The organism is Bosea sp. NBC_00550, from assembly GCF_026020075.1.
Classification (GTDB): domain Bacteria; phylum Pseudomonadota; class Alphaproteobacteria; order Rhizobiales; family Beijerinckiaceae; genus Allobosea.
Genome location: NZ_CP102772.1, coordinates 2372959 through 2385069, shown reverse-complemented (window position 1 = coordinate 2385069; position 12111 = coordinate 2372959). Strand labels below are relative to the sequence as shown.

Here is a 12111-nt window from a genome sequence, read left to right as displayed (position 1 = left end):
AGCCGTCGATCCGGGTGCGCTCGGTCATGGCCGGCGCGATCATCCCTGGAATGTACGAGCGCGAGATGCGGGCTTGGCAATAGGCCCGGAAGGCTTCGACGAGCTTGGACTCGCCAAGCTGCGCAGCGTCGCAACTCCGATCGTCATCGGGCGATGCTCCCCGGCGAGCCGGATCGAGACCAGCCTCCGGCCATCGAGCGCGTGGTCCGATCGCGGGCGGACGTTGAATAGCCCGTAGCCGGCGCCGTTGGCGACCATCGCCCGGACGACGTCCGGATGCGCCGAACGGGACGCGATCGTCGGCGTGATCCCCTTGGCCATGAACAGCGCGAGGAAATACTCCCGGCTCAGGGGCAGATCGAGCAGCACCAGCGGCTGATCCGCAAGCTCTTCCAGCGTCATGGCGCTCTGCCGCGCGAGAGGGTGCGTTTCGGCGACGACGATGTAGGGCGGCAGGCTGACGAGCTGCGAGAACGCGATGTCCTCCGGAATCTGGAGGTCATAGGTCAGGGCGAGGTCGGTCTCCGACCGCCGCAGCCCCCGGAGCAGGTCTTCCTGATGGCCCTCGACATGGCGGATCGTCGTATCGGGAAAGGCCGAGACGAAGCCCTGGGACAATTCCGGGACCAGCATGGGAGCCAGCGTCACCATGCAGCCGAGAGACAGCGTGCCGCGCACCAGGCCGCTGGTCTCGTCGGCGACGGTGTAGAGGCTCTCCGCCTGCGCGACCACGCGCTTGGCCTCAGCGAGAAGCGCACGTCCGACAGGGGTGAGCGACAGGCCCTGGGCATGGTGGCGGACGAAGAGCTGCGCTTTCAGCTCGCGCTCGAGATGCAAGATCGCCGTCGAGATCGAGGGTTGAGAAATATGGACGAGTTCAGAGGCCAGAGTGATGCTGCCCGTTTCGCCGGCTGCGCTGAAATATTCCAACTGACGTAGCGAAAAGCGCATGGCGGCACATAGAGCATGAGTAGCGCCGTTGGCAAAGCACGGCGGCGCAGGTGGCGGACGGCAAGCGAGCATCTCGTCCAGCCGGCCGCACAACGAGATAGCGGCAGAGGCGCCGTCCTTCGGAGACGAAGCCGATGCCGAGCCCGCTCAACGCCTCGGTGGGCAGGATCGAGAGGTCCCGGCCCATGATCTTGCCAACATCGCGGTCTGCTTGACGAGCCCAGTTCGCGATGGGCACGCGGTCGGCTCGAACTCCCGCGACAGCTCCCCACACGTCCGCCGGATCGGACCAGCTCAACCATCTATCACCGGAACTCCGGCGGACAGGCAGTTCGAAAACGCGGCTGCGGACACTCCAGAGAGTGACCCAAGGGTGGGCCACTAACACCCGTCGCTGAAACGGGCGAGACGCGCCACTTTCGGACACTGGCTCGCAGCCCGAAACCTGACATTCCTCATCGACAGGACGAGCCCTTTCACCATTTTTGACTTTCAGCACACAGTTGCGATGCGATATCATCGCAAACATGCAATCTCAGCGCCACGGTACCTCGAACGCGGCGATGGGATGCACGAAGCCTTTCAAGGCTTTATCACCAAGTGAAATGAGGCTGAATCGATTCGGAACCAATTCGGATACTGTCCCCGACACGACAATGGTGTCGGGTTCTGCTATCTGACATAGGCGAGCCGCCGTTTGAACTGTCGCACCGAACAAGTCATTGCTGTCGGCTACGGGTTCGCCCGCGTCTAACCCGATCCGCACCCGCAACTTCTCCTTGCTCGCGAGATTGAAGGCATCAAAGGCCTGCTGAATTGTACGGGCGCAATCCACGGCAACAGCGGCCTCATCGAAAGAAGCCATAATCCCGTCCCCGGTGTGCTTGACCTCGCGCCCCCCTTTGTCCTTCAGCGCGCGGCGTACCAAGGAATCGTGGGCCCTGGTCATCTCAACTGCCTGGAGGTCACCTAATCTCGCGGTCATGCCGGTCGAGTCGACTATGTCGGTGAACATTATGACTCGTAGGGCCGGATCAAACATCGCGTGGGGGCTATCCCCCTTCGGAGGTGGGTCCGAGACGCGACCAAGGAAGGCTTCGACTGCAGAAATATCTACCTCGATTATATCTTTGGCTAAATCTCCGTGGGCCTCGTCATGCACCCGCATTGCTGCACGGATGTCAGGTGCATCGATGAGGCAGAAGCCTGTACCCCGTGCTTCGTCGAACCAGTACGTCAGGAACCGTACGCCATAGCGCTCCTGCACTTCCAAGTCCTTGCGATGAGCCTCGGCGATATCGGCGGCGGAGAGACCTCGCAAGTCATGCCGATCAAGAAAAATGGGCATTTTTCTCTCCGTTTCCACACCCGGCCAAAGGTTAGAACTGGACCAGCTGCCTCATTAATACACAAAAGCCGAGCGAGGGGCTCTTTCTTGTGTTGTTCGGCGATATCGGGCAGCTCTCGATCGCCGGCTCCGAGTTTTCCGCTGACGAGTGCGACTATCCTGATACGAAGCTCGGCGGATATGAACTCGGCTCTCCCCATATGTCCGCTAGCCACCCGGCCCAGTCGTTAGCCTCTGGTGGCAAGGATCGAGGCGGAATGCGCCATTTGCAGACGTTCAACCCACTGCGTAAAGCAGACATCGAGCCACCGTCGCGGGAACCGCAGCAGGCTATCGGAGCTTGGCGAGCGTTGACAGGGCATTGAACATCGCCGAGTACGCGCCGCGAGGTAACGGCCTCGATCCCAAAACGGGATTAGCAATGTCCGGGAACGGCCCGGCCCTTACTTTTGGCGTTGGCTATGGCGACTTCCACGACATCAGGTACGGCGGCGCTGTTTCGCTGGTATGTATCGTCCGCGACATTCGCTGTACCTCAGGCGGCGGGACCGGTCGCGTTCGCCCTCGTCGCGCTGGCGCTGACGGGCGACACAAGCGGCGGCGCGGCGATGATCCTCGCCTTCACGCTCGCCCAGGTGTTGGGCGCGATCCCCCTCACGAGGGCGGGTCGGAGCCTCGCCCCAACAACGTATTTGCGAGCGCTCGTTCTGTTCCGGGCTGTCGCGCTCGGGACCGTGGCCTTGATGACGCATTACGCTGCGCCCTTCATCTGGCTGGTCGCATTCTCGGCTCTGGCAGGAGCGGTGACAGGCGCGGCCTTCGGATATCTGCGAGCCGTGCTGAGCGAGCTTGCTCCGGCAGGTAAATTGCCCCGGGCGCTGGGCATTTCTTCGACGCTGAACGAGGTGACGTTCGTTCTCGCACCGGTGCTCGCCTCCGGGCTCGGCACGGTTTCTCCCGCGTTTGCCGTCGTCGCTTTGTCCTGCTTGGGCGCCATTCCCGCTTTGCTCGTTCCAACCGCCCCATCGGCGCCGACCGAAGACGTGCACGCGCCGGACGCCTCCGTCCTTACGCCGTCGATCCTGCTCTGGCTGATGTGCGCTGCGGCGGGCGGCTCGACAGTGGCAGCTCTGGAGATCGGCGCGGTCGGGCTTGCCCTGCAATTTGGCTATGCCCCGGCTCTTGCAATCCTGTTCACCGTCCCGCTTTGCGTCGCGTCGGTGGCCGGCGGCATCTGGGTCAGCGTCAGAAATCGCATCGCGAGCCGGCGTGCCGTCCTGATCCAGCTGACGGTCATGACGGTTGGCGCCATCGTCGTCGCACTTCAGCTATCAATGGCGGTGACCGTGGCGGGGGCTATCCTGGTCGGTGCAGTGCTCGCGCCGTTGGGAACCTACTACTCGCTGATCCTCGACACGCTTGCTCCGCCAAAAAAGCGGCCCGAGGTCTTCGCGCTGCTCCGCACCGCCAACGCGACCGGTGTCATCATCGCCAGCGCGGTCATGACCGCAGTCTCGCTGTCGACGGCGTTGATCGTCGTGAGCTGCCTGATGGCTTCTGTCGTCATCGTCGTCGGCCTCGCTTCAAGGCCACCGATGTCGGTTACGCCCCCGGCCGCTTAGCCAAGGCCAGTCCGACCCAAGGCAACCATCCTTCATCACCAAGCCAGCATGAGGGCGGCTGAGCCGACGACCAGCCAGCTGCGCGAGCATCTACAGTCAGCGCGGCCATTCTTGCCCCGCATCATGTGCGGGTGCTGATGGAACACTGCTGCGCCGTACGGCGCCTCTTCGCGAAAACGGCAGAAGCATGGAGACACGCTCGCGGTAACGCCGGTAGTCGTCGCCGAAGAGCGCAATCAGATCACGCTCCTCCAGCATGATGCCGATCAGGATGTAGGCGGTCGTGACTGCCGCGAAGAGCAGATGACCCTGGCTCATGACGGGCGTCGCCCAAAAGGCAATGATGAATCCGAGGTAGATCGGATGCCGAACAAGCTTGTAGAGGCCCGGCGTGCGGAACTCGGCAGCGGGCATGCCGCGCCCGGAGAACCGCATGAACACCTGCTTCAGCCCGAACAACTCGAAATGGCTGATCATGAAGGTCGAAAGCAGTACGAGCAGCCAGCCGAACAAGGACAGCGCGGTGAGAGCGGCCGACAGCCTCGTATCCGTCACGCTCCAAACGAGTTGCGGCAAAGGCCGCCACTGCCACATCAAGAGCGCAAGGGCAGCCGTCGCGAGCAGGACATAGGTTGGCCGCTCAAGCGCTGGATCGATCCAACCGCCCCACCGGCGCTTGAACCAAGGGCGAGCCATTACGCTATGCTGGATCGCGAAAAGCGACAGCAATGCGAGGTTAATGACGACAGCCTGCACGATCGGCGTAGCCGGTCCGTCATCGATCCCCTTCGGCACGAAAAGTGCGCCGACGAAGCCGACCGCATAGACAAAGGTTGCGAAGAAGAAAGCGTATGACAGAAGGCCATAGAGCAGGATGGTGGCCTTGCGCATGGCGGGGTCCCCCGGTCGGTTGCGATGAATGGCGTTGTTGGCCTGCGTCGCGGCAAGGTGTGGTCGAAGTCTTGGATACGCCACAATTGCCGATCGAACTCGGAGCTGCGTCATCTGCAATGTTTAGTCTTCAGGTTTGCGCCAGCGCGTGCGCTTCCGAAGTCAATCTTGCGGCGAAAATTGATCCCGAAACGATGTATTCTCTTTGTCCATCAGGCTTAAAGCGTATGACGCTGCCATCTTCTCTTAGAAGATAAGCCGATAGCCCAACGCTCCGCATTTGTTGAATGGTATTGCGATGGAATAGCGCAAGTTTGTGATCGAAAGTGGGGGGCATGTGGCACGCTCCGGGGTTCAATCCAGCGCTATGGATACGCACCTCGGGGGAATTGAATGTGATGTGGGTCACACATCCAGCGGTGACGCCGTATGAGCTGTTCGGCGCGCTGAAAGACCGGCCGCAACCGAAAAGGAACGTTCTTGGCGGAACAGCTCAGTATCAGCCGGGCGCCAGCGGACTCTGGGTCCTCGCCTGAAAGCGGGCCTTCACAGCAAACCTGAATCGGAGGCCTCAATCGGCGGAAGACCGACGATTTCGGTTCCGCCAGCGATTGAAACGCTCCAGTATCCCGACATAGTAGCGAGCTTCGGTTGAGAAAAGAGACCCTAGACGCGCCGTGTCTGTCAATGAGACAGAAGCGTATCCTCGCCTCTACTTCAGACCGTATTCGCAACAATTACCCGTTGGCGATAAGTCGTCGGAAAATGGCGTGTCATTGGGGAAGGTCGTTCCAATAGTCCCTCATTTCCTGCTGACGTTTTTGGTCTGGTGAAACTCTTCCGTCCCCATAGAGGGTCGCGGCGCCTCGGACCTGGGCCTCGGTGATGTCGGTGCGATAGCCCTCGAGCTCCTTGTCGTAGACGAGCTTTTCCCATGGGATCGTAACGTGGTGGCTGCCAATGCCGAGAAATCCTCCAAACGTCACATCGACGAAGAATACGCGACCACTGACCTTCTCAATCAACAAGCGCTTGATGGTGCCGATCTGATCGTACTTGCGGTCGAATACGGCGGTCCCTGCGACGCGATCACTTTCGATGAACAGGTGCGCTGCCGCTGGCCGCTCGACCGGCCCCCAGAGATAGAAGCCATTCTCGATGATGCCGGCCGCAACGACCGCCCTGCTGACTTTCGGGGTCCATTCCGCGTCGGGTCGGATCTCCCGCACGAGGGTCCACGGCCCAAGATCCGGAGGCAAGCTGGCGCCGGTGGGCTCCTCGGTGAAGCCGCGTAGGTCACGGGAGTTCACCGCTTGGAACAAGCAGTAGGTTCTCATGAGCGCCTCCCTCTACTGAAACACAGCCTGGTGGGCTGGTGCGCCATCCGGCTGCGGCATCCATGGTGACCGAGCCTCCAGACCGCCCGTCATGAACCGGCCACGAAGAACGCCAGCCGGGTGAAGAGCGTGTAGTTCGATTCGAAGACCATGATTCCGACGAAGACCAACAAAACCAGCGGCGGGACGAGGATCGCATAGCTCAGCGCCAGTCGCTCCCAGGCCATGTGCATGAAGACGGCGACGATCAGCCCGGCCTTGAGCGCCATGAAGATCAGGATCAGCGACCATCTGAGATAGCCGACGAGACCGAAGTAATCGACCAGGTAAGAGCAGGCGCTGAGGATGAAAAGCCAGGCCCAGACCACGAGATAAAGCCTGATCGGATGCTGTTGTGCGTCGGTATGAGCTGCGGCCTGTGCCATGTCGACCACTCACCAGAGATAGAACAGCGCGAAGATGAACACCCAGACGAGATCGACGAAGTGCCAATAGAGCCCGGTGATCTCGACGATCTCGTAGCGTCCCTTCCGGCTGGTGAAGAACCCGCACCGCTCCTGGTCGAAATCGCCGCGCCAGACCTTACGGGCGATGATGATCAGGAAGATCACGCCGATCGTGACATGGGTGCCGTGGAAGCCGGTGATCATGAAGAAGCTGGAGCCGAACTGCTCCGCGCCCCAGGGATTACCCCAGGGGCGGACGCCTTCCGAGATCAGCTTCGACCATTCGAAGGCCTGCATGCCGACGAAGGTCGCGCCGAGCACGGCGGTCACCAGCATCAGGATCGCCGTCTTCCTACGGTCGCGGCGATAGCCGAAATTGACCGCCATCGCCATCGTGCCGCTACTACTGATCAGGACGAAGGTCATGATCGCGATCAGGATCAGCGGAAGGTGGTGGCCGGCGATCTCAAGAGCGAAGACCTCGCTCGGATTGGGCCAGGGCACGGTCGTCGACATCCTCACTGTCATGTAGGAGATGAGGAACGTGCCGAAGATGAAGGTGTCGCTGAGCAGGAAGATCCACATCATGGCCTTCCCCCATGAGACGTTCGTGAAGGCCCGCTGATCGGACGACCAGTCCGCCACGATGCCCTGCCAGCCGGGGGCGCGACCGACCTTGGCATTCAGGGTGGTGGGCGCGACCTCATTCATCGGCCTCTCCTCGCTAACTCAGCAATCCGCGGCAGATCTCGATGAGATCGTCCGTCCAGCGCATCAGCAGGCTGAACAGGACGAGCCAGACCAGCAGCAGGAAATGCCAGTAGATGGCACAGAGCTCGACGCTGAGGGTCAGCTCGCCCATCGTCTTCGGGGCGATGTCCTTCGGTGCGGCGAACACTCCGGCGGAAGTCCGGCAAAGCGCCACGAGCCCGCCCAGCATATGCGCGCCATGAATCGCCGTGACCAGGTAGAAGAAGGCGCTGGCGGGGTTGGCCGCCGTGAAATAGCCGGAGGCGGCAAGCTCGCGCCACGCCAGCACCTGAGCGGCAAGGAAGGCGAGCGAGCACACGCCCGCGGCAACGAGGCTGGAGCGAAGATGGCCGAGCTCGTCGCAGCGCGCGGCGATCACCGCCATGTAAAGCGCGACGCTCGCGAGGATCAGAAGTCCGGTGCTGAACCAGAGCACGGTCGGCATCGGCAGCGCGCGCCAATCCGCCATGCCCATGCGCATCGAGTAGGCGCTCACGAGCAGCGCAAAAAGCGAGCTGGCGACGACGAGGAAGGCGCCGAGGCCGAGCTTCGCCGTCGCCGGCGAAGACGGCTCCGCGGCATCGCCGATAACTCCGACCTCGAGCCAGGGCTTGGAAGCCAGGCGTTGACGCGAGAGCCACCAGCCAGCGAAGGCTGCCACGATGACCATGAAGACGAGGACCACGCCCATCGCGCCTCTCCTCACGCGGTCAGCGGGGTCGGCGGCTGGTTCTGCGGCAGGAAATCCTGCGCGGCGCCAGGCACGCTGTAATCATAGGCCCAGCGGTAGACCACCGGCAGGGTCTTGCCCCAATTGCCGTGCGGCGGCGGCGTCGTCGGCGTCTGCCATTCCAGCGTGGTCGCGCGCCAGGGATTGCCGCCGGCCGGCCGGCCGTGCCTGACGCTCCAGACGAGGTTGAACAGGAAGACGAGCTGGGCGGCGCCGACGATCAGGGCGACGATCGTGATGAAGGCGTTCAGCGTCCCCACCGAAGGCGGGATGAAGGCCATCTCGCCGATCTCGTGATAGCGGCGCGGCACGCCCATCAGCCCGATATAGTGCATCGGGAAGAAAATCAGGTAGGCCCCGAGGAAGGTGATCCAGAAATGCAGCTTCCCGAGCGCGTCATCGAGCATCCGCCCGGTGACCTTCGGATACCAATGGTAGATCGCGCCGAAGATCACGAGGATCGGCGCGATGCCCATCACCATGTGGAAATGGGCGACGACGAACATCGTATCGGAGAGCGGCACGTCGACGACGACATTGCCGAGAAACAGGCCGGTGAGCCCGCCATTGACGAAGGTGACGATGAAGCCGAGGGCGAACAGCATCGGCACTGTGAAATGGATGTCGCCGCGCCAGAGCGTCAGCACCCAGTTATAGACCTTGATCGCGGTCGGGATCGCAATGATCAGTGTCGTGGTGGCGAAGAAGAACCCGAAGGCGGGGTGCATCCCGCTGACGTACATGTGGTGCGCCCAGACGACGAAGCTGAGCGCGCCGATTGCCACTAGCGCCCACACCATCATGCGGTAGCCGAAGATGTTCTTGCGCGCATGGGTGCTGATCAGATCGGAGACGATGCCGAAGGCCGGCAGCGCGACGATGTAGACCTCCGGATGCCCGAAGAACCAGAACAGGTGCTGGAACAGGATCGGGCTGCCGCCCTTATAAGCCAGCCGCTCGCCCATCGCGACGATGGCCGGCATGAAGAAGCTCGTGCCGATCAGCCGGTCGAGCAGCATCATCACGGCGCCGACGAAGAGTGCGGGAAAGGCGAGCAGCGCCATGACGGTCGCCGTGAAGATGCCCCAGATCGTCAGTGGCATGCGCATCAGCGTCATGCCCCGGGCGCGCCCTTGCAGGATGGTCACGACATAGTTCAGCCCGCCCATCGTGAAACCGATGATGAAGAGGATGAGCGAGACGAGCAACACGACGATGCCCCATTGCTGGCCGGGCGTGTTGGCCAGGATCGCTTGCGGCGGATAGAGGGTCCATCCCGCGCCAGTCGGGCCGCCCGGCACGAAGAAGCCGGTGACGAGAACCAGCACGGCGAGCAGGTAGATCCAGAAGCTCAGCATGTTCAAATAGGGGAACACCATGTCCCGCGCGCCGAGCATCAGCGGAATGAGATAGTTGCCGAAGCCGCCGAGGAACAGGGCGGTCAGCAAGTAGATCACCATGATCATCCCATGCATGGTGATGAACTGGTAGTAGCGATCCGGGTCGATGAAAGAGAATGTCCCCGGGAAGCCGAGCTGCAGCCGTATCAGCCAGGACAGGACCAGGGCGACAAGGCCGATCGACAGTGCCACCATGGAATATTGGATGGCGATGATCTTCGCATCCTGCGAGAAGACGTACTTCGTCATCCAGCTATGCGGGTGATAGAGTTCGACATCGTCGACTTCGGCCGCCGGTAGCGGTTCAGGGGCGCCGTGCATTACGTCGACCATCGGACCATCTCCACTCCTCGCGGGGGCGAAGTCCCGTTCCGGGGTTCGCCCCGCATCTAGCCCTAGTTCTTCGCCTCCGCCCTGGCGGGCGCCTGAAGCTGGGCGAAGGTTTTCTGCTGCTGCAGCCAAGTCTGGTACTTGCCCTCCAGCTCGACCACGACATTGCCGCGCATGAAGGTGTGGCCGGTGCCGCAGAGCTCGGCGCAAAGCACGTCGAAAGTGCCGGCCAGCGTCGGCGTGAACCAGTAATAGGTGACGCTGCCTGGGATCATGTCCATCTTGGCGCGGAACTCCGGCACGTAGAAATCGTGCACGACATCCACCGCGCGCAGCAGCATCTTCACCGGCTTGCCGAGCTGGAGATGGAGGTTGTCACCCTGGATGACGACGTCGTCCTGCCCGTGCGGGTCTTTCGGATCGACGCCCAGCGGGTTCTCCGGGGTGATATGGGCGACATCGGAGGCGCCGAGTTTGCCATCGGCGCCCGGCAGCCGGTAGGCCCATTGCCACTGCTGGCCGATGACCTCGACCATGGTGGCGTCCTTCGGAACCGTGACGAACTGGTGCCAGACGATGAGGCCGGGCGCGAGCATGGCGGCGACGCCGACGCCGGTGCCGATCGCGAGCCACCATTCGAGCCTCTTGTTCTCGGGCTCATAGGCGGCGCGGCTGCCCTCGCGGTGGCGAAAGCGGAAGGTGCAATAGGCCATGAACAGCACGACAGCCGCAAAGACGGCGCCGGTAATCCAGAACGTGATGATGATGGTATCGTCGATATAGCCCCAGTTGGAGGCGATCGGCGTCCACCACCACGGACTCAGGAAGTGGAACACCACTGAGCCGATCACGACCAGAGCTAGGACGACCGCGATACCCATCCCTTTTCATCCTTGCCGAGGGCGGCAACGAACAGGAATCAGGCAATGCCGCAGCATGAGTAACGCGCCGCGGCGCTACGTAAACGCGCTCACTTTCGACATGAGAACGGTGTTGCGGCCCGAGGTGAATCGGGCCGTCAGCTTAAAACGGACGAGGACAACAACATTAGGGAAGGCACATGACTGCCGTGGGGCGCGGGCTCGAGCGAACGCACCGTCGGGCTGCAAGTTTTGCTTCCTGTTCGCCATCGCCGAACCTATGGTTCGCTTGGACGACCACGCGTCGCATCTGACGCATAAGCTCTCAGCCAGGCCGCAGGACACTCAAGCCTCCAGCCCATAGTCGCCTCATGTTGTCGTCCTGCTCGCGGGAGTTGTCAATCGATCCGATATCGCAGCCCGGAGTCGTCACGGCTGCTTCAAGCGCCGATAAGGCTATTTTTTCTTTCCGTCAGCGTCAAATTGCTTGAGGAAGGCAACGATGTCGTCGATTTCCTGATCGGTTTTTAGGCCCGGGAACACCATCTTGGTGCTTGGGATCTTTACCTGCGGCGCCTTGATGTAATCCCGGAACGTGGGCTCGTCCCACACGATGCCGGAGCTCTTATTGGCGGCCGAATAACTGTAGCCCTCGATCGATCCCGCCGGCCGACCGAGGAGGCCGTTCAATCTCGGCCCGACGGCGTTCTTCGCCGTTTCCCCGATCTGGTGGCAGGCACGGCATTTTTGAAAGACCTTCTCACCCGCGGCGGGCTCGCCGGCCGCCTTGGCTGGATGGGACAGGGCCGCAAGCATCAACGAGGCCATCAAGGTCGAGCGCAGCATCGAAGGTTCTCCCTCGAATTCGGAAGCGACCTTTCCGCCGGGCGGGCGGTCAAGCCGCACAACCTTTCGCAATATGTCTACATCATTGCCGGCCTGCCTCCAATCCAAGGTGCCCGACAGCAGACGCTCCCAGAGTCCGAAATGGGGCCAATTTCGTTCGCCGCCCCAACGGGCGGCGAACGTGCGCAACACGTCCGTAGCCTCGCTCGGTCAGCCGGCTGCTATCAGGAAGGAACACCGTAGCCATCGTCCACATCAGAGGGTGGCGCCATAGGCTACAAAGTATTTCCGAGTTTATGTAGGCAATTAGGGCGAGCTTTTGAAGCGCGAGATCATGCCTCTGGAACGCCAGGGCCGCCGTCGCTGCGATGCTGGGGTCTTCGCGCCGTCGGCCCTAGCTTCGTCGGCACTCAGACGGTACAGCGGCGCGATCAATCCGCTATCCCTTTTCGTTGCGACAAAACTCGATCGGAAAGCGCTCGCACCTCAGGCAAATGTGGGCGGCGCACCGGGCACTTCAACATATGCTGTTGGGAGCCATGACCGGTCGTCGACGTTCGGTTAGGTGCTATCCCTGCAACTCGCCGATGCCTTCTTGTC

General features: G+C 61.9%; 11 protein-coding genes. 1 reads left to right on the top strand and 10 read right to left on the bottom strand.

From position 1 onward, the window contains the following. Positions 1-39: 39 nt before the first annotated feature. Complete coding sequence (locus tag NWE53_RS11435) at positions 40-930, bottom strand: LysR family transcriptional regulator (RefSeq protein ID WP_320109568.1); 891 nt, start codon at positions 928-930, stop codon at positions 40-42. Between the two features lie 556 nt (positions 931-1486). After that, the gene (locus NWE53_RS11430; RefSeq protein WP_265054413.1) at positions 1487-2299 is read right to left on the bottom strand and encodes a nickel-binding protein; all 813 of its coding nucleotides are present in this window, start codon (positions 2297-2299) and stop codon (positions 1487-1489) included. 461 nt (positions 2300-2760) lie between these two features. On the opposite strand from NWE53_RS11430, the gene NWE53_RS11425 reads away from it, so the two are divergent. Next, positions 2761-3921 carry an MFS transporter gene (locus tag NWE53_RS11425; protein ID WP_265054412.1) on the top strand — a complete coding sequence of 387 codons (1161 nt, stop codon included), beginning with the start codon at positions 2761-2763 and terminating at the stop codon, positions 3919-3921. 96 nt (positions 3922-4017) lie between these two features. Here the strand turns inward: NWE53_RS11425 and mddA are convergent, their stop codons facing one another. From mddA to NWE53_RS11385, 8 genes are all read right to left on the bottom strand, one after another. After that, positions 4018-4812, bottom strand: coding sequence for a methanethiol S-methyltransferase (mddA, locus tag NWE53_RS11420; protein WP_265054411.1), 795 nt, complete (start codon positions 4810-4812; stop codon positions 4018-4020). Between the two features lie 773 nt (positions 4813-5585). Then, positions 5586-6149: a PRC-barrel domain-containing protein gene (locus tag NWE53_RS11415; protein ID WP_265054410.1), complete on the bottom strand. Its 564-nt coding sequence runs from the start codon at positions 6147-6149 to the stop codon at positions 5586-5588. Positions 6150-6238: 89 nt separating this feature from the next. Beyond that, a complete protein-coding gene (locus tag NWE53_RS11410; protein WP_265054409.1) occupies positions 6239-6574 on the bottom strand; it encodes a cytochrome C oxidase subunit IV family protein in 336 nt (111 codons plus the stop codon). Between the two features lie 9 nt (positions 6575-6583). Continuing rightward, positions 6584-7306 carry a heme-copper oxidase subunit III family protein gene (locus NWE53_RS11405; RefSeq protein ID WP_265054408.1) on the bottom strand — a complete coding sequence of 241 codons (723 nt, stop codon included), beginning with the start codon at positions 7304-7306 and terminating at the stop codon, positions 6584-6586. 13 nt (positions 7307-7319) lie between these two features. Beyond that, on the bottom strand, positions 7320-8036 hold the full coding sequence (locus tag NWE53_RS11400; RefSeq protein WP_265054407.1) for a cytochrome c oxidase subunit 3 family protein: 717 nt from the start codon (positions 8034-8036) through the stop codon (positions 7320-7322). An 11-nt stretch (positions 8037-8047) separates the two neighbouring features. Continuing rightward, the gene (gene ctaD / locus NWE53_RS11395; protein ID WP_265054406.1) at positions 8048-9808 is read right to left on the bottom strand and encodes a cytochrome c oxidase subunit I; all 1761 of its coding nucleotides are present in this window, start codon (positions 9806-9808) and stop codon (positions 8048-8050) included. A gap of 62 nt (positions 9809-9870) precedes the next feature. After that, entirely contained in the window at positions 9871-10686 is an 816-nt protein-coding gene (locus NWE53_RS11390) for a cytochrome c oxidase subunit II (protein WP_265054405.1), read from the bottom strand. A 435-nt stretch (positions 10687-11121) separates the two neighbouring features. Further along, complete coding sequence (locus NWE53_RS11385; protein WP_265054886.1) at positions 11122-11511, bottom strand: c-type cytochrome; 390 nt, start codon at positions 11509-11511, stop codon at positions 11122-11124. Positions 11512-12111 lie beyond the last annotated feature (600 nt).

What these genes read in the sequence shown, in the direction of transcription:
- NWE53_RS11430 (WP_265054413.1), bottom strand. Translation starts at nt 2,299, where the DNA reads ATGCCCATTTTTCTTGATCGGCATGACTTGCGAGGTCTCTCCGCCGCC.
- NWE53_RS11425 (WP_265054412.1), top strand. Translation starts at nt 2,761, where the DNA reads ATGGCGACTTCCACGACATCAGGTACGGCGGCGCTGTTTCGCTGGTAT.
- mddA (WP_265054411.1), bottom strand. Translation starts at nt 4,812, where the DNA reads ATGCGCAAGGCCACCATCCTGCTCTATGGCCTTCTGTCATACGCTTTC.
- NWE53_RS11415 (WP_265054410.1), bottom strand. Translation starts at nt 6,149, where the DNA reads ATGAGAACCTACTGCTTGTTCCAAGCGGTGAACTCCCGTGACCTACGC.
- NWE53_RS11410 (WP_265054409.1), bottom strand. Translation starts at nt 6,574, where the DNA reads ATGGCACAGGCCGCAGCTCATACCGACGCACAACAGCATCCGATCAGG.
- NWE53_RS11405 (WP_265054408.1), bottom strand. Translation starts at nt 7,306, where the DNA reads ATGAATGAGGTCGCGCCCACCACCCTGAATGCCAAGGTCGGTCGCGCC.
- NWE53_RS11400 (WP_265054407.1), bottom strand. Translation starts at nt 8,036, where the DNA reads ATGGGCGTGGTCCTCGTCTTCATGGTCATCGTGGCAGCCTTCGCTGGC.
- ctaD (WP_265054406.1), bottom strand. Translation starts at nt 9,808, where the DNA reads ATGGTCGACGTAATGCACGGCGCCCCTGAACCGCTACCGGCGGCCGAA.
- NWE53_RS11390 (WP_265054405.1), bottom strand. Translation starts at nt 10,686, where the DNA reads ATGGGTATCGCGGTCGTCCTAGCTCTGGTCGTGATCGGCTCAGTGGTG.
- NWE53_RS11385 (WP_265054886.1), bottom strand. Translation starts at nt 11,511, where the DNA reads ATGCTGCGCTCGACCTTGATGGCCTCGTTGATGCTTGCGGCCCTGTCC.